18 protein-coding genes are annotated in these 20480 nt (G+C 70.6%); 8 read left to right on the forward strand and 10 right to left on the reverse strand.

What is annotated here, in order from left to right; translation table 11 throughout:
* Positions 1–169: 169 nt before the first annotated feature.
* Positions 170–553 (forward strand): hypothetical protein, encoded by a 384-nt coding sequence (locus ACH4MY_RS36920; RefSeq protein WP_398009053.1) that lies wholly within the window; start codon positions 170–172, stop codon positions 551–553.
* Positions 554–842: 289 nt separating this feature from the next.
* Here the strand turns inward: ACH4MY_RS36920 and ACH4MY_RS36925 are convergent, their stop codons facing one another.
* Positions 843–1115 (reverse strand): DUF6296 family protein, encoded by a 273-nt coding sequence (locus ACH4MY_RS36925; protein ID WP_398009055.1) that lies wholly within the window; start codon positions 1113–1115, stop codon positions 843–845.
* Positions 1116–1319: 204 nt separating this feature from the next.
* Here ACH4MY_RS36925 and ACH4MY_RS36930 point away from each other — a divergent pair, with 204 nt between their 5' ends.
* Positions 1320–1898, forward strand: coding sequence for an HPP family protein (locus ACH4MY_RS36930; protein WP_398009057.1), 579 nt, complete (start codon positions 1320–1322; stop codon positions 1896–1898).
* A 308-nt stretch (positions 1899–2206) separates the two neighbouring features.
* Here the strand turns inward: ACH4MY_RS36930 and ACH4MY_RS36935 are convergent, their stop codons facing one another.
* Positions 2207–3127 (reverse strand): MBL fold metallo-hydrolase, encoded by a 921-nt coding sequence (locus ACH4MY_RS36935; protein ID WP_398009059.1) that lies wholly within the window; start codon positions 3125–3127, stop codon positions 2207–2209.
* Positions 3128–3208: 81 nt separating this feature from the next.
* On the opposite strand from ACH4MY_RS36935, the gene ACH4MY_RS36940 reads away from it, so the two are divergent.
* From ACH4MY_RS36940 to ACH4MY_RS36950, 3 genes are all read left to right on the forward strand, one after another.
* Positions 3209–4060, forward strand: coding sequence for a LysR substrate-binding domain-containing protein (locus ACH4MY_RS36940; RefSeq protein ID WP_398009062.1), 852 nt, complete (start codon positions 3209–3211; stop codon positions 4058–4060).
* A gap of 109 nt (positions 4061–4169) precedes the next feature.
* Positions 4170–4829, forward strand: coding sequence for a DUF6357 family protein (locus tag ACH4MY_RS36945; RefSeq protein WP_398009064.1), 660 nt, complete (start codon positions 4170–4172; stop codon positions 4827–4829).
* 99 nt (positions 4830–4928) lie between these two features.
* Positions 4929–6191: a DUF6357 family protein gene (locus ACH4MY_RS36950; protein WP_398009065.1), complete on the forward strand. Its 1263-nt coding sequence runs from the start codon at positions 4929–4931 to the stop codon at positions 6189–6191.
* A 119-nt stretch (positions 6192–6310) separates the two neighbouring features.
* Here ACH4MY_RS36950 and ACH4MY_RS36955 read toward each other — a convergent pair whose 3' ends face one another.
* Entirely contained in the window at positions 6311–7966 is a 1656-nt protein-coding gene (locus ACH4MY_RS36955; protein WP_398009067.1) for a multicopper oxidase family protein, read from the reverse strand.
* 452 nt (positions 7967–8418) lie between these two features.
* Here ACH4MY_RS36955 and ACH4MY_RS36960 point away from each other — a divergent pair, with 452 nt between their 5' ends.
* The 3 genes from ACH4MY_RS36960 (at position 8419) to ACH4MY_RS36970 (ending at position 12742) form a co-directional block, all read left to right on the forward strand.
* On the forward strand, positions 8419–9945 hold the full coding sequence (locus ACH4MY_RS36960; protein ID WP_398009069.1) for a Re/Si-specific NAD(P)(+) transhydrogenase subunit alpha: 1527 nt from the start codon (positions 8419–8421) through the stop codon (positions 9943–9945).
* 1 nt (position 9946) lies between these two features.
* Entirely contained in the window at positions 9947–11365 is a 1419-nt protein-coding gene (gene pntB, locus ACH4MY_RS36965; protein ID WP_398009071.1) for a Re/Si-specific NAD(P)(+) transhydrogenase subunit beta, read from the forward strand.
* 675 nt (positions 11366–12040) lie between these two features.
* Positions 12041–12742 carry a LacI family DNA-binding transcriptional regulator gene (locus tag ACH4MY_RS36970; protein ID WP_398009073.1) on the forward strand — a complete coding sequence of 234 codons (702 nt, stop codon included), beginning with the start codon at positions 12041–12043 and terminating at the stop codon, positions 12740–12742.
* A 212-nt stretch (positions 12743–12954) separates the two neighbouring features.
* Here the strand turns inward: ACH4MY_RS36970 and ACH4MY_RS36975 are convergent, their stop codons facing one another.
* The 7 genes from ACH4MY_RS36975 to ACH4MY_RS37005 all read right to left on the reverse strand — a co-directional run bounded on the left by ACH4MY_RS36975 (position 12955) and on the right by ACH4MY_RS37005 (position 20446).
* The gene (locus ACH4MY_RS36975; protein ID WP_398009129.1) at positions 12955–14496 is read right to left on the reverse strand and encodes a M4 family metallopeptidase; all 1542 of its coding nucleotides are present in this window, start codon (positions 14494–14496) and stop codon (positions 12955–12957) included.
* Positions 14497–14823: 327 nt separating this feature from the next.
* Positions 14824–16086, reverse strand: coding sequence for an ABC transporter permease (locus ACH4MY_RS36980; RefSeq protein ID WP_398009075.1), 1263 nt, complete (start codon positions 16084–16086; stop codon positions 14824–14826).
* Positions 16080–16793 carry an ABC transporter ATP-binding protein gene (locus ACH4MY_RS36985; RefSeq protein ID WP_398009077.1) on the reverse strand — a complete coding sequence of 238 codons (714 nt, stop codon included), beginning with the start codon at positions 16791–16793 and terminating at the stop codon, positions 16080–16082. Before ACH4MY_RS36985 ends, ACH4MY_RS36980 begins: the two co-directional genes overlap by 7 nt.
* A 121-nt stretch (positions 16794–16914) precedes the next feature.
* Positions 16915–18168: a peptidoglycan-binding protein gene (locus tag ACH4MY_RS36990; RefSeq protein ID WP_398009079.1), complete on the reverse strand. Its 1254-nt coding sequence runs from the start codon at positions 18166–18168 to the stop codon at positions 16915–16917.
* 160 nt (positions 18169–18328) lie between these two features.
* Positions 18329–19270 carry a hypothetical protein gene (locus tag ACH4MY_RS36995; protein ID WP_398009081.1) on the reverse strand — a complete coding sequence of 314 codons (942 nt, stop codon included), beginning with the start codon at positions 19268–19270 and terminating at the stop codon, positions 18329–18331.
* A gap of 77 nt (positions 19271–19347) precedes the next feature.
* A complete protein-coding gene (locus tag ACH4MY_RS37000) occupies positions 19348–19626 on the reverse strand; it encodes a hypothetical protein (RefSeq protein ID WP_398009083.1) in 279 nt (92 codons plus the stop codon).
* 175 nt (positions 19627–19801) lie between these two features.
* Entirely contained in the window at positions 19802–20446 is a 645-nt protein-coding gene (locus tag ACH4MY_RS37005) for a CDGSH iron-sulfur domain-containing protein (protein WP_398009086.1), read from the reverse strand.
* Between the last annotated feature and the right edge of the window lie 34 nt (positions 20447–20480).

Below are 20480 nucleotides of genomic sequence, written 5' to 3' on the forward strand. Positions count from 1 at the left end.
ACGATCAACGCCCCGTGCCACTCAAACTTCGATGACACAAACCTAATGATCATCAACCTTCGATGGCAATGATCAAGGTTCGATGGCAGGGGACACGAGTGACAGTTCCGCGAGTCGTGGCGTGTGCCAGTACCAGTACCAGTAAATCGAACATACGTATGATTCGAACGTGGCTGACACCCCTCTCTTCCCTGATGACCTGACCGCGATCCAGCAGCGCCTCCACCAGGCCCGCGCCGAGTACACGGCCCTGTGCCGTGCCCTCCCCTGGTCTGTGGAGCCGCTGCCCGGCTGGCCCGGCGCGGTACACCCGCACACCGGAAAGGTCGCGGGCGGCCGCGACGCGTCCCCCGGGTATACGCCGGAGCAGGAGGCCGAGGAGAAGCGCCTGTGGGACCTCGTCCGGGAGCTGTCGGTGGCCGTGGCTACACACCCGCACTGGGCCACCTTGGAGAAGGGCGCGGGGTTGGTGAAGGCCCGCACGGAGCTGAAGCTGCACCCGAAGGCCCAGCCGGACGCCGCCGGCGTCGCGGGCGGCGAGGGGCCTGAGTAGGGACTTCGCCATGGGGATCGCCGACAGCCGCTCGGTCGGAGAAGCATCGGACGATGCTGAGGTGTCTGCTGAAGTGGCTGCTGGAGTTCCAGGACGCCGAGGAGAACCGGCGCCGGGAGGTCGCGCGCGGGCGAGTCCCGGCATCGACCAGCACGCCGACCGGCCCGCGCGGCCGGTGGAGGGCGGCTTCCCCAGGTTGTTCGAATCTTCGTCCAGGGATTCCGAGCGGCCGGCCCCATACCTCGTCGCGGAGACCGCGGGCCGGCAGCTCTGCCGGGTCCCGTACCGGTCAAGCAGTGGAGGTGGAGGGGCCGGCGGGATCGTTCGGATCGGCGTCGGTGAGACGGCGGGCCAGGACATGCTGGGGCGGATCCTGGTGCCCGCCTGAGGCGAGGATGCGCACCTCGCCCAGGTCGCTGATCTCCGCCCGGATGATGCCGGTGGGGTCGGCGTAGACGGGATGGCCGCCGGGCCCCTTGGAAGAGGTGCGCTCGACGATCACGACGTCCTGGGCCGAACCCTTGTCATCGGAGAACACCAGCTCGTATCGGAGTGGGCTCATTGCGCCCATTTTACGCCGGAAGCCCGACTGCGCCCCCGGCCGACCACCCGAGAACCCGCTGGTTAGAGTGGTGCGAGGCCGCGCCGCCGCACCAGGGCCGGGCGCGAGACCGGGCAGGCTGTCGACCACGGCCTCCCGGGCGACCGACCGCCCCGCTCCGTCTCGTCCGGCCCACGGCCGCCTGCCCCGGAAACCCCGCATCACATGAGTACCGACATCGCTGCACATCCCGACCCCACCCCGGCTGTGACCGGCTCCGCCGCCGTCCCCCGCAGCCGGCGCCCGCGCCTGGCCCGCGTGGCCGGCCGCGCCCCGGCGCGACCGACGCCCGCTGCCGCCGCCCACAACGTCAGCTCGGCCACAGCGGCCCTCCTCGCGCTCGTCGCGATCGGCGCCGCCCTCCACGAGCCAGTGCTCATACCCCCGCTCGCCGCCAGCGCCGCACTGGTCCACTGCGCCCCCGCACTGCCGTTGGCCCAGCCGCGAAGCGTGGTCGTCGGCCACCTCCTCGGCGCCGCCGCCGGATATGCGGTGGCCCTCGCGGCGCACGGCAGCGCATGGGCCGCCGCCCTCGCCGCCGGTGTCACCCTCGCCCTGACGACACTGGCCCGGACCCCGCACTCGCCTGCCTGCGCCACCGCCGTCGTCATCGTCCTCCAGCAGCCCGCGCCGGGCAGGTTCGTCCCTCTGTTGTTCGGGTCCACGGTGCTGCTCGTACTGACCGCGTACGCCGCGTCCCGCGTCCGCCGCGCGGCACCGAGGTACCCCGCCTACTGGTGGTGAGCCGCTCCGGCCCAGCGCATCGCCGGAGTGCGCCCCGCGTGGACGCCGTACGCCCTCCTCCCGTGGGCGTGGGTTCCGGCTGGTCGGGCCTTCGGCGTACCGATGCGATCCCCGGGCGGTACGCCGACCCGGCCTGCCCTGCACCTTCCTCCGGCAGTACGACCCCGATACCGCCCGCTGCACCAGCCTCGACCCCCTGGGTCTCTCCCCCGCCCCCGACCCGGTGACCTACGTCGCCAACACCTGGGCTTCCGCCACCCCTTGGGGATCGCCCCCACGCGCTGCGGCTTCGACTCCTACGACGCGCCTCAGCCTGTCGGGGCCTGGTCCGCGACGGTGGGGTGTTCGGTGCACAGGCATCCGACGCCCGTGTCGATCCACTCCTGTCCGGCCCAGTCGGGGTGCCGTTCGATCAGCAGGGCCCGGACCTCGGCCACGATCTCGCTCTCGCCCATCGCGGAGTCGCGACGACGCCAGGTCTCGTCGCGCAGCTCGCACAGGTAGTCGCGGATGTCGGCGAGGATCTCCGGGCCGCCGACAGCGCCATGGCCGGGGACCACCATGCGGTGCCCGTCGGCCGACAGGCCTTCCATCACCGCCAGCCAGCCGGTGCCGGAGACGTCGGTGTCGTGCGGCGGGAACCAGGGGAAGATCGCGAACTGCCCGCTCTCGGCCAGGTCGCCGGTGAACAGCACGCCGGCGTCGGACACCTCGATCACCTGGTCACCCTTGGTGTGGCCCCGGCCGGTGGGCCGCAGCCGTACGGTGCGGCCGCCGAGGTCCAGGTCGTACGCACCGTCGTGGACCACATCGGGGACGGGGACGCGGACGCGGGTGTCGAGGCGGTCGGCGACCGGCGCGCCGAGGCCGCGAAACATCTCCAGGTAGCCCGCTCCCTTCACCGCCAGGTCCTCCGCCTGGGCACGGTTGGCGAGGTAGGTGGCGTGGCCTTCGAAGACGTGCGCGCCGAAGGCGTGCTCGGGGTGGAAGTGCGTGGTGGTCAGGTACAGGCGGCGCCCCTCGGCGACCTCGGAGGCCAGGGCGAGGACCTGTTCGGCGTTGCCGGTGCCCATGCCGGTGTCGACGACGAGGACGGCCTCGGTGCCGCCGACGATGCCGATGTTGGGGACCAGCGGGATGCCGCGGTCCGGGATCACCAGCAGGTCGGGGGCGATCTCCTGGGCGCCGGCCACGTGGACGGCGGGGTCGGGAAGCAGTACGTCGTTCATGCTGCGATTCCACCGCCGCGGTACCCCGGCCGTCCAAGACCGATTCGCTCGCGCCCGATGCCGTGCGGGTATCGTCGCAGCATGGAGCTGCGGACGTTGCGCTATTTCGTCGCGGTCGCCGAAGAACTCCACTTCGGCCGGGCCGCCGCCCGACTGCACATGAGCCAGCCCCCGCTCAGCCGGGCGATCAAGCAACTGGAGACCGACCTCGGCGCCACCTTGCTTCGCCGCTCGGCCCGGGGTGTCGCCCTCACCCCCGCCGGAACCGTACTGCTCGACGAAGCCCGCACCCTGCTCGACCACACCACCCGGATCCGCGCACGCATCGCCGCCGAAGCCGGCTCCACCGCCATCACCGTGGGTCTCCTCGGCGACGGCACCGACCTCGACGCCCTCCACCTGGCCAACGCCTACCGCACACGACACCCGCACATCCAGGTCCACATCCGCGAAACCGACCTCACCGACCCCACCTGCGGACTGCGCACCGGGCAGGTCGACATCGCCCTCACCCGCGCCCCCTTCGACGAGACCGGCCTGACCGTACGCCAGTTGCGCACCGACCCGGTCGGCGCGGTGCTGCGCACCGACGACCCCCTCGCCTCCCGCGCGCACGTGGAGCTGGCCGACCTGGCCGACCGGCGCTGGTTCCACTTCCCGGACTGCACCGACCCGTTGTGGGGGGCGTACTGGACTGGCGGTGAGGCTCGCGAGGGACCTGCCGTGAGGGCCGTCCAGGAGTGCCGGCAGGCCGTGCTCTGGAACGGCACGGTCGGCATCACCCCTCTCGGACACGACATGCCCGAGGGGCTGACCGTGGTACCGCTGACCGACATGGCGCCCAGCCGCGTGGTGGTGGCGTGGAACGAGGGCGACACGAACCCTCTCATCCCCTCGTTCGTCCGCATCGCGACAGCCACCCACCGCCGCTGACGTCAGGGGTCCACGTTGCTCTGGCCGCTGGTCCGGGAGGAGCCGCAGGTTGGGGCGAATCCGGTGCGACTACGCTGGTGGCGCCGTCACACGTGAACGAAGGACGCCTATGGCCCGCGCCTACAACCCCGGACCGAAACGGTTTGTGTTCGCTGCCAGCGACGGCAACGACCACCAGATCTCCGTGGGCGACCCTCAGGAAGCCTATGTGGCGTTCTCCGCGTTCTTCCGGGGCCGGGACTCCGACACGTACACCATCAGTGATGAACCGGCGGGGCAGAGCCTGGTACTCATGCCGGGGCAGGGCGTGATCTCCCGGATCACGCACGCGGACGCGGACCAGCCTCGGTCGGAACATCTCCTGGTCGACAGGGGCAATCGCTACCTTCCGAGCGCGATGCTGTTCTTCGAGAACGGATACGCCGGCCTCGACCACTTCGGCCAGTGGTTCTCCGACCTCGCCGACCTCGACGCGTCACCGGAGACCCGCGGTGCCGCCCGCGCCGCCACGTTCACGACGGAAACGGCGGCGATCGAAGAGGTCGGCCGCATCTGGGGAGATGCGGGCTTCGTGGACCCCAGTGACCAGTACTACGTCTTCTTCGACTCTCGCGATGTCGACGACGACCGCGCCGAACGAGCCGAACTGCTCAAGCTGATCGCATTCCTCGGTCTGGAACGAGTCGACGCTCCGGCCGAGGCCGCCGGGGGCGAGGTCTGGGTGCGCACCGACGCACGCCTCGACGCCGAGTGTGCGCGGTGGTCGTGAGCGGACGGTACGGGGTGGGGCTGCGGCATTGCCGTGATGCGTGCCGTGGACCCGAAGCCACCATGCCCAACCGGTGCCGTTCGAGGGAGGCCTGAGTCCATGAGAGACATCGTCTTCACGCGCGGGAGCGGCTGGATCCCGAACGTGATCCGCGAGGACGGCGAGCTGAAGCTGATGCTCGGCGCCGGGGCCGACGCCAACCATGAGCCTCGCACGTTCACCTTCTCGATCACCGAGGCCCATCTCGCGGTGATCCGGGAGGACCTGGCCAGGCACCTGCTGCTGTGGAGCGCGATCCTTCCGCTGTGCGACGCCACCGGAACCCGGGGCCGACTCGACGAGAACGCCGCTGTCGCACTCCTGGACCCGGTCCTCCTCTCCTCGCCCGCGGACGTCGACGGGCTCTTCCGACGCGTCCGGTGGGACAGGAGCCGGCTCATCGCCCATGGGGCCGACATCGATCTGCTGGAGCGCGGTCAGGTCTGCGCGGCGATGCGCGCGGCCACAGAGCAGCCGGACGAGAAACGTGCTCAGAAGTACCACGCGAACCGCCGCCGCGCCGAGCGCGGAGTAGTCCTCGGTCCGCTCGACGCCGCGCTACTGAAGTACACGGGCCGGTATCTGCACGGCGCGACGGTTCCCAGGCGGATGCCCGATGCCGTCGACCCCGCGCTGCTGCCCGAGGTCATGCGTGTGATCGCCACCGCGGAGCAGGCCTGCGCGGGGATGCGGATCGGCCTCGATCCGCGGCGGGGACACCGTGCCACGGACAAGCACGCCTGGGAGCGCATGGCGACGACGGTCGACGCGGCCGTGCGCCGCGCACACCCCGAACTCGTCGACGACGCGGTGCGCACGGTGGGCGTCCTGATGTGTTCGGAGGCTGCGGCCCGCTCCAGGAGCACACCCGACGAGGACGACGAGGAGGCTGCCGACGACCGCGCCGGCCTCGGTGGGCGTGGGGGGAAAACGGCTCTGTCGTTCACCGACGACAAGGGCGTCGAGCAGAAGTGGCGACGGGACGGTTCTCGTACCGCCACCGCGGAGTTCTGGGAGTTCGTCGCGGATCGCTCTGCCGCGGACAACGAAGTGTTCACCATCGAGGACGAGGAGATGGGCGAGGGGATCCAGCTCCACTTCTACGCGGACTCCCTCGCCCGGGTCACGACGGTGCGGGAGGGGGACGACAGGTCGGATCCGGAGTACCGGGTCGAGTACAGCCTGGTCGACGGGATCGGCGGGTACCGGAACGTGGTGAGTGCCTTCGTCCGCGGCGGCTGCGCCGCACTCGAACAGCATGGTCCCTGGATGTCGGATGTCGCCGAGTTCGAGCGCGCGCGTCGACGACGCGGCGCCCGGTAGCCCCGGCGGGTAGCCCCGCACGCGCAGTCGGAAGAACCTGCGCTATCTGTCTGAGCAGAGACTTCCCCCCGCTCCTCCCGCCGGAAGAATCTCTTTGTGCCTCGTTCCCGGGTTCTGGCTCAACTCCTGTGGCGCGAAGACGGTGCGAAACGGCCCGCGTCGGGGTCCTGGTCCTGGACGTAGTCGACGGTCTGCATCATGCCGAGGTCTTCGTGGTGGAGTTGGTGGCAGTGGGCGAGCGTGCGGCCGGTGAAGTGCTCGTACTTGACGAGGAAGGTGACGGACTGGCCGGGTGCGCCGCCGGGCAGGCCCACGGTGTCGTGCCATACGGGCGGGTCCAGCCGTTCGCCGTTCCTGTGGGTGAGGAGGAACTGGTTGGTGTGGAGGTGGAACGGATGGTTGAACGCCGGCACGGACTCGTCGGTGCGCACCGTCCAGCGTTCGACGGTGCCGAGGCGCAGGGTGTGGTTGGTGTAGTCGGGATCGAACAGGCCGTAGGACACGTCGCGGGTGCGATCGCCGTCACGGTCGGCAGGCGGGGTGGCGTTGGTGCCCAGCATGCGGAACGCGTTGGGGAAGGTGCCGGTGAAGACGTTGGGGTCGGCGTGGAAGACGACCTCCCGGTCGGCCTCAGGGTTGATGATGTCGTTCTCGTCGAGGAGGGGCCTGCCCGCCGGAAGGCGCGTGGGCAGCTCCATCGGCGGCTCAACCTGCGGGCCTGTCACCTCGATCGTCATCAGCGGTCCGGGGACCGCCTCTGCCCGGAGTTCGTACCTGCCGGGCAGCACACCCCGGATCAGGACGTCGGCACGGTTGCCCATGGCCAGGTCCACCAGCTCCCGTGCGACCGGTGCGCCGAAGGTGACACCGTCCTGCGCGATCTGGTGCACCGTCATGCCGCCGCCGTCCCCCGTGACTCTGAGCCGCAGGCCGGTGAAGGCGGTCGCGGCGACCAGCCGCCACCGCTGGACCTCACCCGGACGCAGGGTGATGGTGGGGTTCACCGTGCCGTTGACGGTGAAGGTGGACGGAACGCCCTTCACCCAGTTGCCCGAGGTGAACGCGGGGACCTTGCCGTCCTTGATCTTGAGTTCGTTGATGCAGATGACGACGTCGGCAGCCGCTTTGATCTCCGGGACCTCGTCGATGTCGCCCTCGACGACGATCACACCGGTCATGCCGCCGACGAGCTGCTCGGTGGTGGCTCCGTGCAGGTGCGGGTGGTACCAGTAGGTGCCGGCGGGGTGGTCGGCCGGTACGTGGATGGTCGTCGTGTACTGCGGTTCCGCGCCGCCGGCCGCGGCCTCCTCGGCGGTGCGCGGCGCGAACTCCCGTAGGACGTTGTCGGCCTGCCCCGACGGGGAGACGTGCATCCCATGGGTGTGCAGGTTGAAGCTGTTGGCGTGGTGCGGCGTGTTGTGGCCGCCCTGATGGGGCGGGTTCGGCGGCAGACCGTTGACCTGGGTCAGCCTTAGCGTGTCCCCACCGCGCAGGCGCAGGGTCGGCCCCGGGATCGCTCCGTTGTAGGCGCGCGTGGTGACAGGGCCGTAGCCGGGGATGGAGATGTCTGTGAAGCGGACGTCGAGGGTCTGGTCGAGAACCGGCGAGGTCGGGCCCGGCCCGGGCCGCGAGACCGCCAGGGCCGGCTGCGGAAACGGCGCGGGCGACGTTGACGCGCGGCTCCCGGCCAGAAGCCGGCCCGGCGGCGCCGCGAGGCCGACGACGGAGATGGCCTTGAGTACCGATCGACGGCTGATTTTGCCGCTTTTTCCCATGAGTCGGCAATCTAGATCAACTCGACCCGGGTGCCCCGGACGGCACACCGCGCGACACCCCCGGCTGCCGTAACCGAGCGCGTACCAGGCCCTCGCCCGGCAGATGACGGTCCGCGACGTCGTGGAATGGTGCATCAATCGCTGGAAACCGTGGCGCGGCATCGCCCCCCGGTTTCGGCAGGACAGCCAAAGCCTACGAAGAGGCCGTCATCTTGCCTCACTCCTGATGTGGGCGGCATGTGACCGCATAACCTGGCGCCGGACTCGTCGCCCTCCGGTGGCGATTCTCTTCCGCCGTCCGTGCCAGTCACGACGGGCCATATGGCATTCATCACGGCCGGCACGCTTCCCATCGGGGTCGCAGCGGACCGATTCTGAGGGACGACAAGACTCGATCAAGGGTCGAGAACAATGACGGCCGTGCCGGCCCGAGCAGGGAAGGGAGAACACTCGTGATTGTCGGAGTCCTCAAGGAAGCGCGGGCAGGTGAGAACCGCGTCTCGGCCACGCCTGCCACGCTCGAGCCGATCCGCAAACTGGGATACGACGTGGTCGTCGACTCCGGCGCGGGTGTCGCCGCGGGCTTCCCCGACAGCGCCTACGAGGCCGCCGGGGCGCGCATCGGCGACGCGACGGCCGCGGACGTGGTGCTCGGGGTCAACGCCCCGAGTCCCGCACAGTTGGACGGTGTACGGGAAGAGGCGACGGTGATCGCGCTGTTCGCCCCGGCGTTCGACCCCGCGATGGTCGAGGAGCTGGGCCGCCGGCCGTTCACGGCGCTGTCGATGGACGCCGTACCGCGCATCAGCCGGGCGCAGTCGATGGACGTGCTGTCGTCGATGGCGAACATCGCCGGCTACCGGGCCGTGGTCGAAGCGGCGCACGCGTTCGGGCGGTTCTTCACCGGTCAGGTGACGGCGGCGGGCAAGGTGCCGCCGGCGAAGGTGCTCGTCGCGGGCGCCGGCGTCGCGGGTCTGGCCGCGATCGGCGCGGCGGGATCGCTCGGCGCGATCGTACGGGCGACCGACCCACGGCCCGAGGTCGCCGACCAGGTCCGGTCGCTGGGCGGCGAGTACCTGTCGATCGAGTCCCCGGAGACCGAGGTCTCCAAGACGGGCTACGCCAAGGAGATGGGTGACGACTACAAGGCGCGCGAGGTCGAGCTCTACGGCGCGCAGTGCCGTGAGGTCGACATCGTCATCACCACCGCGCTGATCCCCGGGCGTCCGGCGCCGACGCTGATCACCGCGGAGATGGTGGCGAGCATGAAGCCGGGCTCGGTGATCGTCGACATGGCGGCCGCCAACGGCGGCAACGTCGTGGGCACCGTCAAGGGCGAGAAGGTCCTGACGGAGAACGGCGTGACGATCATCGGCTACACCGATCTGGCGGGCCGGCTGCCGGCGCAGGCCTCGCAGCTGTACGGCACGAACCTGGTCAACCTGCTGAAGCTGATGACGCCGGACAAGGACGCCCGGCTCGTCCTCGACTGGGACGACCCGGTACAGCGCTCGATCACCGTCGTACGCGAGGGGGAGTCGGCCTGGCCGCCCCCGCCGGTGCAGGTCTCGGCGGCCCCGGCCCCCGCGCCCGCGGCGGCCGAGACGAAGCCGGCGCCGAAGAAGGCGCCGATGACGGCGACTCGGAGGTTCGGCGGCGTGGCCCTCGGCGCGCTGGCGCTGTTCCTCGCCGCCGGGTTCGCGCCGGCGGCGCTGCTGCCCCATGTGACGGTCTTCGTGCTCGCGATCGTGATCGGCTACTACGTGATCGGCCATGTGCACCACGCGCTGCACACTCCGCTGATGTCGGTGACGAACGCGATCTCCGGGATCATCGTCGTCGGCGCGCTTCTGCAGATCGGGCATGCGAGCACGACGGTCACGGTGCTCTCGTCCGTGGCGATCCTCCTGGCCAGTATCAACGTCTTCGGCGGCTTCGCGGTGACGCGTCGCATGCTCGCCATGTTCAACCGGAGCTGACATGTCTGCGACCATCGCCGCTCAGGCGGCCTACCTCGTTGCCGCGCTGCTGTTCATCCTCGCGCTGGCAGGACTCTCCAAGCACGAGTCGGCACGGCTCGGCAACGCCTTCGGCATGCTCGGCATGGGCGTCGCACTCGTCGCGACGATCGTGCTCGCGATCGACGGCGACATCAGCACCGCCGGCCTCGGGCTGATGGCCGTGGCCATGCTGATCGGCGCGCTGATCGGCCTGCGGCGCGCCCGCGGCGTCGAGATGACCGGCATGCCCGAACTGATCGCGCTGCTCCACTCCTTCGTCGGCCTCGCGGCCGTGCTGGTCAGCTGGAACGGCTTCCTGAACGTCGAGCACGACCTCAGCGGCCACGAGGCCGAGGCCCTGGACGCGCTCGGCACCCTGGGCATCCACCACGCCGAGGTGTTCATCGGCCTGTTCATCGGCGCGGTGACCTTCACCGGCTCCATCGTGGCGTACCTGAAGCTCTCGGCGAAGATCAGCTCCAAGCCGCTCGTGCTGCCGGGCAAGAACGTGCTGAACCTCGGTTCGCTGGGCCTGTTCGTCGCCCTGACGGTGTGGTTCGTGATCACGCCGGAGCTGTGGCTGCTCATCGTCGTGACGGTCCTGGCGCTCGCCCTTGGCTGGCACCTGGTGGCCTCGATCGGCGGCGGCGACATGCCGGTCGTGGTCTCGATGCTCAACAGCTACTCCGGCTGGGCCGCGGCGGCCTCCGGCTTCCTCCTCGGCAACGACCTGCTGATCATCACCGGCGCGCTGGTCGGCTCTTCCGGTGCCTACCTGTCGTACATCATGTGCAAGGCGATGAACCGCTCGTTCATCTCCGTGATCGCCGGCGGCTTCGGCATCGAGGCGCCCTCGGCCTCGGACGTCGACTACGGCGAGCACCAGGAGATCACCGCCCAGGCCGCCGCCGAACTCCTCGGCGCGGCCCGCTCGGTGGTCATCACGCCCGGCTACGGCATGGCCGTGGCACAGGCGCAGTACCCGGTCGCGGAGCTCACCTCGAAGCTGCGGGCGAAGGGTGTCGACGTACGGTTCGGCATCCATCCGGTCGCCGGCCGGCTGCCCGGCCACATGAACGTGCTGCTCGCCGAGGCCAAGGTGCCGTACGACATCGTGCTGGAGATGGACGAGGTCAACGACGACTTCGCCGGGACCGACGTCGTCCTCGTGATCGGCGCCAACGACACGGTCAACCCGGCCGGCGCCGAGGACCCCAGCAGCCCGCTCGCCGGCATGCCGGTCCTCACCGTCTGGGAGGCCGGGAAGGTCATCGTGTTCAAGCGCTCCATGGCCTCGGGGTACGCCGGGGTGCAGAACCCGCTGTTCTTCCGGGAGAACACCGCCATGCTCTTCGGCGACGCCAAGCAACGGGTCGAGGACATCGTCACGGCCCTCTGAGACACGAGAAGGGCGGCGGTTCAACGGATTCGACGGCATCCTGTGTGCGCAGCGCCAGGCAGTCCCATAAGGGGCCTTGGGTTGGCGCATGGTGCTCCATGTGCACGTGGGGGGGTCCGGTGAGGTCGCCTCCGGCGTGCGCTGCACCGCCGCAACGACCGGCCCCGGTCCTGACGGGGCCCGGTCCGGACCGGGCCCGCCAGGCGGCCGTCCCGCATCGGCCTCGTCCTGGCGGGATCCGGCCTGGCGGACCACGTCCGGCCCCCGCTGCGACGGGCCACGGTCCTGCTGGGGTTCACGGCGATCACGGCACTCGGGCTGTTCCTCTCCCGCCACTGCCTCGGCCTGGACGGCATGGAGCGGGTCGCCGCGTTCCCCCTCATGCTCTGGGCCCTGGCCGCCGGCGTCCTCGGCCTCCTCCGACGACCCGAGCAGCCCCGTGTCAGTGCGCCCCGGCTGCGGCCCGCGTGACAATGCGAGGCGGACCTCTCCCAGGAACGGGCCCAGCCTGGACCGGACGGCGCAGAGCGCACCCTGCCGGATCGCGGTTCCGGTCGTCTACAATCCATCGCCCGCGTACCAAGACCGGCGGTTCCGCCCGTACAGTTCCTGGACATTACACATGCTGCGCGTGAGCGATTCCCGCGCCCGGACGAGGGGCTCTCCACCGCCGCTGTGGCAACGATCAACGACGTGGCCCGAGCCGCCGGGGTGTCGGCCGCGACCGTCTCCCGGGTCTTCAACGGCGGGCGGGTCACCGCCGAGCTCGCCGAGCGCGTCCTGCGGTCCGCCGCCGAACTGCGCTTCGCCCCCAACCGGGTGGCCCGGGCCCTGCGGATGCAACGGTCCAGCGTGATCAGCCTCATCATCCCGGACATCGAGAACCCGTACTTCACCGCACTCGCGCGCGGTGTCGAGGACGCCGTACAGGGGAAGAACCATTCGGTCGTCCTCTGCAACAGCGATGAAGACCTCGACAAGGAGCGGCGCTACCTCGTGCGTGATCTCATACGGTACGGCGATTGCGGGCCGGAGGGTGGCCGGGACGCGATGAACGACCTGCTGGCGATGGATGAGCCGCCGGACGCGGTGTTCGTGACGAACGACCTCATGGCGGCCGGCGTCCTCAAGGCACTGCGAGCCGCGGACAAGCAGCCGCCGCGGACCGGAGTGCTGTCCTTCGGCGACGTGCCCTGGGCGTCCCTTGTCGAACCGTCGCTGTCCACGGTCGAGCCGCCGTCGTACGACCTGGGCCGGACGGCCGTCGGTCTGCTGCTGGAACGTATCGCCGGGAAGGACAGGCCCCATCAGACCGTGGTGCTGCAGACGGCCCTCCAGGTCCGTTCGAGTTCCACGGGACCCTCACCCCGTCGGTGAGGGGACCCGCGGCAGTCGGAGCGCCGGTGAAGGTGTGCCGGCGCTCCCACCGCGGCCTGGCCGTTCGGTGCGCTAGAAGGTGGTTTCGCCGGGCAGTCCGAAGAGATCCGTCGCGGGTCGACCGGTCGAACCGTCGATGCCGGTGAGCGGGTGTGGCTCACCGGCGTTCGGGCGGGTCGCCCTGCCTCGTACGGGCAGGGCGACCCCCTGCGTCACTTGACGTTGATCGCGGTCCAGGCCTTGGCGACCGCGGTGTACTCGGCGCTGCCCGCGCCGTAGAGGTCGGTGGCCGCGGAGAGCGTGGCCGTGCGGGCACCGGCGTAGTTGGTGGAAGAGGTCATGTAGGTGGAGAGGGCCTTGTACCAGATCTTGTAGGCCTTGGTGCGGCCGATGCCCGTGAGGGTGGAGCCGTCGCTGGTCGGGGAGTTGTAGGAGACGCCGTTGATCGTCTTGGCGCCGCTGCCCTCGGACAGCAGGAAGAAGAAGTGGTTGGCCGGGCCCGAGGAGTAGTGGACGTCGAGGCGGCCGACGCTGCTGGACCAGTAGTCGGCGGAGTTGCCGTCGCGGCTCGGCTTGTCCATGTAGCGGAGCGGGGTGCCGTTGCCGCGGATGTCGATCTTCTCGCCGATCAGGTAGTCGCCGACATCCGTGGCGTTGCCCGCGTAGAACTCGACCGAGGTGCCGAAGATGTCGGAGGTGGCCTCGTTCAGGCCGCCCGACTCCTTGCTGTAGCGCAGGCCCGCGGTGGAGGCGGTCAGGCCGTGGGACATCTCGTGGCCGGCGACGTCGAGGGAGGTCAGCGGCTTGGTGTTGCCCGTGCCGTCTCCGTACGTCATGCAGAAGCAGGAGTCGTCCCAGAAGGCGTTGACGTACGCGTTGCCGTAGTGGACGCGGGAGTAGGCGGCGACGCCGTCACCCCGGATGCCGTTGCGGCCGAGCTCGTTCTTGTAGAAGTCCCAGGTCACGGCCGCGCCGTAGTGGGCGTCCGCGGCGGCGGTCGCACGGTTCGTCGCCAGGCCGTTGCCCCAGGTGTCCGTGCTGTTGGTGAAGAGAGACCCGGTGCCGTTGGTGCCACCGTTCAGGTCGTACGTCTTGTGCCCACCGCGCGTGGCGTCGGTGAGGGTGAACGAGGGGGACGTGCCGAGGGTGACCTGGCCGCTGTACTGCGTGTTGCCGGTGCCCGTCTCGATCGCCTCGTAGGAGTACAGCTCCTTGCCCGAGGTCGCGTCGGTGATGACCTGGCGCCGGCTCGGGGTGCCGTCGGCCTGGACGCCCGTGACGGTCGTCTCCCAGGCGAGGACCGGCTTGCCGGTGGCCGCCCAGATCACCTTGCGGGAGGAGGCGGGGGCGGCGGAGCGCGCGTCGGAGGCCGCGGCGGCGGCCTTGCCCGCGGTCTTGGCGGTGACCGCGGCGGTCGTGCTCGCCACGGATATACGGGCGTTGGTCGCCTTGGTGGTGGCGCGCGAGCCGTTCTTCTTCTGGTGCACGACGAGGTCGCCGCCGAGGACGGGAAGCCCCTCGTAGGTGCGCTCGTAGCGCGTGTGCACGGCGCCGTCGGCGTCCTTGACGACGTCCCGGACGACGAGCTTCTCCTGGCCGCCGAGGCCGATGGCCCTGGCCGTGTCGGCGGCTCCGGCCTGGGCCTCCTGGACGGCGGCGGCGCGCTGGGAACCGGAGAGCACGAGCGCGGTGGCGCCGGCCTCACGCTGGGCATCGGCGCTGGCGGAGCCGGTCTGGACTCCGACGACGACCATGGCGGCCGATGCGATCAGGGCGGTGGCGGTGGCGGTACGGCGGTGCGAGGACTGCTGGCGAGTCACGCGGGCTCCTTCGCTGAAAAGCGTGGGGATCGTGGGGGGTGTGGTGCGGGTGCGAGCGTGCCAGCGAACGAGCCTGTTTGACAGGTATGCAACAAGGATTTGACCATCTGTTGTCCGAAGGACAGAGAAGTGTGTCCGCTATGCGGCCAGTTGGTGGTTCCTTCGGGCCATCGGACACGGGCGGCGGGAAGCCCGCACCGGATCGGGAGGGTGGGACTGACGTGAGGGGGCTCGTCCCGCCGCTGACCGTACGAGGGTGGGTCAGCCGCGCAGGGCTTCGGCCGGTTGCACTGAGGAGGCGCGGCGGGCGGGGTAGATTCCGGCCACGACTCCGGTCGCCAGACCGATGAGCGGGGCGGTGGCCAGGATCACCGGGTGCATGACCGGCGTCCAGTCCCTGATCAGTGCCACCGCCAGGACGGCCAGCGTGCCGATGGCCGTACCGATGAGTCCGCCGAACGCGCCCAGCGTGCCCGACTCGGCGAGGAACTGGGCGGTGACGTGCCGCCTCTGTGCGCCGAGTGCGCGGCGCAGGCCGATCTCCCCGGTGCGTTCAAGGACCGCCACCAGGGTGGTGTTGGCGATCCCGACCGCTCCGATGACCAGGCACACGGCGGCGAGCAGCAGGAAGAGCTGTTCGAGGTCGGAGGTCACCGAGGACCGCAGGCTCTTCGGGTCGGGAGGTGGAACGGCCTTGAAGTACTCCGGGTGGTCGGGGCGCAGCGCCGTCGCGGCTTCCCCGGCCACCTGACGGGCCGCGCCGAGGTCGGTGGCGACGAGCATCCTGGCGCCCTGGGCGGGCCGCCCCCAGAGCTCCACCGCGGTGGTTTCCGGCACGAGGACGGAGAGCAGCAGGTCCGGCTGGCGCTGGACGTCCTCGACGATGCCGGCGACGGTGAACGGCTGTCCCCCGATGAAGATCGCCGGTCTGGTCTCCAGGGTGGTGATCCCCAGCCGTGCGGCGATGCCCGAGCCGATCACGGTGACACGCTGGCGCGTCTCGGTGTGGAAGTCGTCGTACAGCCTGCCCTGGGAGAGCCGGGGCCCGGCCGCGAGGAGGGCACCGGGGGCGGCGGCCACGACGTTGAGGGGTTCCCCCGCGGCGTCGCCCACCGGGGCGGCGGCGACGGTGAGTTCGGCGGCGCTCTGCCGGGGCTGCACCGTCCACAGGACCCCGGCGTGCCGCACCCCGTTGAGCCGTTCCACGCGATCCGAGGCGTCGTCCGGGAACGCCGCGTCGGCGAACTCGTCCTGCTCGCGGGCGATGTCCTCGACCGTCACCTCGGTCGCGGACAGCACGTTGAAGCGGGAGTCGATCTGCGAGGAGGCCATGGCGGTGAGGCCGAGTACGGCGACGAAGGCACCGACACCCAGGACGGTGCCCAGCATGGTGAGCGCGGAGCGGGTGGGGCGCTGCAGCATGCCGGCCAGCGCTTCGGCCAGCAGGTCCCGTGGCACGAATGCGGAGCGCCCGATGGGCGGTGGGGGCGCGGCCTGCGCCGCCACTCGGTTCCGGGTCAGCATGCGCGTGCCCGCTCGCTCTCGCTCAGGATGCCGTCCCGGATGGTGACGGTCCGCCGGCCGCGGGCGGCCACGGCCGGGTCGTGCGTGATGAGGACGATGGTGATCCCCTCGGCGTTGAGGGCTTCGAGAAGCTGGAGCACCGCCTCGGCGTTGCCGGTGTCGAGGTTTCCCGTAGGCTCGTCGCACAGGAGCAGCGAGGGACGGGCGACCAGGGCGCGCGCGATGGCGACCCGCTGGCGTTCGCCGCCGGACATCCGGGTGGGAAAGGCGTCGGTCCGGTGGCCGAGGCCGACCCGAGCGAGCGCCTCGCGGGCTCTCTTGGGGCGCTCGTGGCGCGGGACTCCGCTGTAGACCATGGCGAGTTCGACGTTCTCGCGGGCGCTGCGGTGCGGCAGCAGGTGGAAGGCCTGGAAGACGAACCCGATGCGACGACCGCGCACTGTGGTGCGCTCGGTGTCCCTGAGCCGGCCGGTGTCGATGCCGTCGAGGAGAAAGCTGCCCGTCGTGCGGGTGTCCAGGAGTCCGGCGATGTTCAGGAACGTGGACTTGCCCGATCCGGAGGGGCCGACGACGGTGATGAACTCGCCCCTGTGGACCGAAAGGTCGCTGGGGCGCAACGCCTGCATGGGCGGGGGCCCCGGATAGGTGAGGCCGACCTGCCGGAATTCGATGACGGGCGGTTCGGACGGGGTCGGGGACGCGGTCATCCGGCCGCCTCCTGTGCGGAGGCATCCGCCGGGACGCCGGTCACCACCCGGTCTCCCTCGCCGAGGGCCCCACTGTCCAGGGGGACGACCACGATATTCCCGTCGCCGGCGGTGCCGGGCTTCACCCGGAACCGGCGCTGCGTGTCGTCGTCCTCGAGAGCACGGTGACCGCGGTGGAGCCGTCGGCGCCGGCCGACACCGCCGTGACGGGTACGACCAGGACCTTGCCACCGGTCGTTGCGGCCTGGACGGTCAGGCGGACGTTCTGCCCGGTCCATTCGGCCTCCAGCGGCCTGCCCGGCGCCAGAGTCATCAGATAGCCGTCCGCGTCGGTCTGCCCACCGGCGGCCTGTCCCTCCGGTGCGTCGCCATCGGGACGCGGCGTCGTACGGGTGGTGGCGATGGACCGTACGGACGCCGTGGCGCCCGCGCCGTTGACCTCGGACAGGATCTCCGCCCTCTGGCCCGCCCTGATCAGGCCCTTCTGGTGGTCGGGCACGTAACCGTGCACCACCAGGGGACCCGCGGCGACGGTCATCACGGTTCCCTGCACCTTCGCTCCGAGCCGTACGGGAAGGTCCTGCACCCGCGCCGGGAAGCTCTCCAGGAAAGCGACCTCGCCGGAGGGGAGCATGGGACCCGAGGCCGCCCGAGCGGCGACGAGTCCCTCGCGTGCGGTGGCCAGGTCCTCGCCGGTACGTGCCACCGCCTTGCGCGGGCCCTCCGGATCGCGGCCGCCGTCTTCCGCCTCCCCGGCCGTACCCCCGGCCGTAGCCGCGTGCGTTCCCGTGGCCGAGCCGGCCGTCTTGCCCGAGTCCGCTCCGGAGCCGTCGGAGCCGGAGCGGGAGCCGCCTGCTTCGGAGCGGGAGCCGGCCTCGGCCGTCTTCAGTGCGTCCTCGGCGTCGTCCAGGGCGCGTTCGGCGGAGGTCACCTGCGCCTCGGCCGAGGTGACGGTGGCCGAGCCCTCGGAGCCGCCGACCTCGACGGGTTCGTACCCGAGCGCGTCGTAGAGCGCGGTGACCGCCGACTTCGTACCCTCGCCGAAACGCCCCCGGTTGTCAGGGGAGGTGGCATGGCCGAGCCGGTGGAGCGCGTCCTGGAGCCGGCCCACGTCACTGCCCTGGGCGCCGGGCTTGAGGTCTCGGTAGAGCGGGACGGCGCCCTGGAGCGCGATCACCGGACGGCCGGAGATCTCGACCAGCAGCCGCCCCGCCCGTACCTGGTCCCCTGCCTTCAGCGGCAGCTTGGAGACCGTGGGACTGCCTCCCTCGGTCGTGCCGCCGGGCGTGATCTCCACGCTCTGGACGGCGACCACCGTGCCGCGGAGGATGACCGAGGAGGCGAGGGCCCGGTACTCGACCGGCGCGGTGATCACGGACGGTGCGGGGGGCCGGGAGTCCGCCGCCGCCTGGGCGGGCGACTTGATCAGCAGGGAGGCGCCGAAGCCCGCCCGGTGAGCGCGACCGCGCCCGCCGCGATCAGGGCGAGCCAGCGCCGCCTGCCCCGTACACCGTCGCCCCCGTTGCCACGGTCCGTCACGGCCACGCCCGTGGAAGGCTGTTCATCGTTCGGCATTCAGTTCGCCCATGCCTTGTTGGCCGACTTGATGCCGCGCCCTGATCCTTCTTGATCTCGGCGAAACCGGCGGCGTTCCGCTCGATGTAGTCGTTCTGGATCTGCGTTTCGAGGCGGAGCAGCACGGTGGCGAGCTTCGCGTCCTGCTTGCATGTCACATCGGCCTTGGCCACGGCCTTCTCCTGCGAGGACGCGGAGTTCCCCTGAAGGGTGTACTTCTCGCCGGGCTGCGGGAAGGCCGTGTGCCGATAGCCGGCCTTCTTCATGCAGGACACCCAGGCATCCTGCGCCTTGATGAATTCCGGCAGCTTCTGGGCCTGCTCGAAGCTGGAGAAGTCGATGCTGAGCAGTCCGATCCTGCCCTTCTTGGGGTTCTGCACCTTCTCGAGTCCCAGTTTGCGCTCGGCCTCCTTCCTGCAGCCGCCCTCGGGGATGTCCTTGCCCCGGTAGCTGCCCGAGCCCGCCTGGCCGCCCTTGGGGCCCTTGGCGCCGAAGACCATGTAGGCCTCGGGCGGAAGCTCGGCCCTGCCGGACGGCGCGCCTCGGGCGTGGTCGTCGTCTGCCAACGGGATCATGTGGTGGCCGTGCTCGGCGGCGACCTTCTCGCTGACCACGCCGTAGCGACGGCTCACGACCTCGACGGGCTCGGCCTTCGTGACCGGCCAGTCGAACCCGAACCGCTTCATGCAGTCGGAGGCCAGCGTGGAGTGGGCGGTGTCCACCAGCGCCTGCTGCTCGGGGGTGAAGAAGTAGGCGGACACCGGAAGGACGATGTCGGCCTCCGTGACGACCTCCCGGGCCGCGGAAGCGCCGGCGTCGGCGCCTTCCGGGGCGTCTTCCGCGCACCCGGTGAGCAGCAGCGCGCCGACCCCGGCGGCGAGGACAAGACGTGAGTAACGCAAGGGATCCCCTGGATGGAGTGGATGTGCTGTGGTGGGGCGGAATTGGCCTCCGCCCCACCACGGTCATGGGCCGGGGATCACGAGTCGTAGACGACGCCCGAGCAGTTGTTGCCGAAGAGGTGCGAGTCCATTGCGTCGTTGGCGTTCTGGCCGCTGCTCAGGGTGATGTAGGCCAGGTTGGTCACCGAGCCGTAATTCGCGATCTTGAAGCAAGGACCCATGTGGTAGGGGCTTCGGTACACCGAGATCCTGGTGTCCACGTCCCAGTTGTCGATGGAGCTGACGTTGTAGAGGTGGTTGTCACCCGCGTAGAGCGGAATGCCGGCAGAGCCAGCGAACCCATGCGATCCCCCCACACCTCGACGCGGCGACGACCCGGCCCCTCGCCGGCCTGTCGCACAGCCGTGCATCACCCCATCGGCACGTGATCAATTAGCAGACGCATGCGACTGTCCGGAGTGCGGTCTCAGCAGGCGGAATCCGGCCATGGCTGATCCGACGAGGCGTCGTGGGCCGCGTTGGGCGACTCGTTCAGCGCCGACTCCGACTGCCGTACGGGAACCACCGCCCGCGCGCGACGACGGCGACCTCACCCGGACTCGGCCTCGCCCACGCGACCTTCGCAGCGGCAACGTCGATACCGCCGAGGAGAGGAGACCCGACCAGCGCCTGCCGAACAGAGCGCCGAGGAACATCAAGGCACCTGCGGTCGTGAGTGCCAGGACGAGCAGGGTGGGAGTGGACACGGCGACCCTCCCACCGGATCGGGTGTGGGGCGGGGGGGCACGGTGCTCGGCCTCTTCGTCCGGCGTGGATCCCCTCGCCGGGGCGGCCGGTCCGCGGTCCGTCGGGGGCCGATCCTCCTCGCGGGCTTCGTCCACTCCCGCGAATCGCCGGTAGTGGAGTTCGTACATGAGGTAGAGGGCGCGCTGGAGGTCCTCGCCCCACAGTCGCCGCAGGGCAGCTGCCCGACCTCAGGGCGCTGGTCACGGCGCGGGACAGCTCGCCCCGCCGCTGCACGAGTCGGGGCCGGCCGGCTCGCTCGCGGCGGCGGCTGGTGTCGCACCAGGGGTGCGTGCGACTGCGCCGACAAGTACAGACTGCGACTGCGACGGAGAAGCGGTCGGAACGGGCGACCGTCCCGTCATCCAGAACGACCTCGACAAGGCCCTCCACGAGGACAGGCGCCTGTGGGTCCTGCGGGACGTCT

The sequence above is a fragment of the Streptomyces sp. NPDC017246 genome, assembly GCF_044331325.1.
In the GTDB taxonomy this organism is placed as follows: Bacteria; Actinomycetota; Actinomycetes; order Streptomycetales; family Streptomycetaceae; genus Streptomyces.

Excerpts from the sequence above, each read along its gene's own strand:
- ACH4MY_RS36925 (WP_398009055.1), bottom strand. The coding sequence starts at position 1,115 with ATGAGCCCACTCCGATACGAGCTGGTGTTCTCCGATGACAAGGGTTCG.
- ACH4MY_RS36930 (WP_398009057.1), top strand. The coding sequence starts at position 1,320 with ATGAGTACCGACATCGCTGCACATCCCGACCCCACCCCGGCTGTGACC.
- ACH4MY_RS36935 (WP_398009059.1), bottom strand. The coding sequence starts at position 3,127 with ATGAACGACGTACTGCTTCCCGACCCCGCCGTCCACGTGGCCGGCGCC.
- ACH4MY_RS36940 (WP_398009062.1), top strand. The coding sequence starts at position 3,209 with ATGGAGCTGCGGACGTTGCGCTATTTCGTCGCGGTCGCCGAAGAACTC.
- ACH4MY_RS36945 (WP_398009064.1), top strand. The coding sequence starts at position 4,170 with ATGGCCCGCGCCTACAACCCCGGACCGAAACGGTTTGTGTTCGCTGCC.
- ACH4MY_RS36950 (WP_398009065.1), top strand. The coding sequence starts at position 4,929 with ATGAGAGACATCGTCTTCACGCGCGGGAGCGGCTGGATCCCGAACGTG.
- ACH4MY_RS36955 (WP_398009067.1), bottom strand. The coding sequence starts at position 7,966 with ATGGGAAAAAGCGGCAAAATCAGCCGTCGATCGGTACTCAAGGCCATC.
- pntB (WP_398009071.1), top strand. The coding sequence starts at position 9,947 with ATGTCTGCGACCATCGCCGCTCAGGCGGCCTACCTCGTTGCCGCGCTG.
- ACH4MY_RS36975 (WP_398009129.1), bottom strand. The coding sequence starts at position 14,496 with ATGGTCGTCGTCGGAGTCCAGACCGGCTCCGCCAGCGCCGATGCCCAG.
- ACH4MY_RS36980 (WP_398009075.1), bottom strand. The coding sequence starts at position 16,086 with ATGCTGACCCGGAACCGAGTGGCGGCGCAGGCCGCGCCCCCACCGCCC.
- ACH4MY_RS36985 (WP_398009077.1), bottom strand. The coding sequence starts at position 16,793 with ATGACCGCGTCCCCGACCCCGTCCGAACCGCCCGTCATCGAATTCCGG.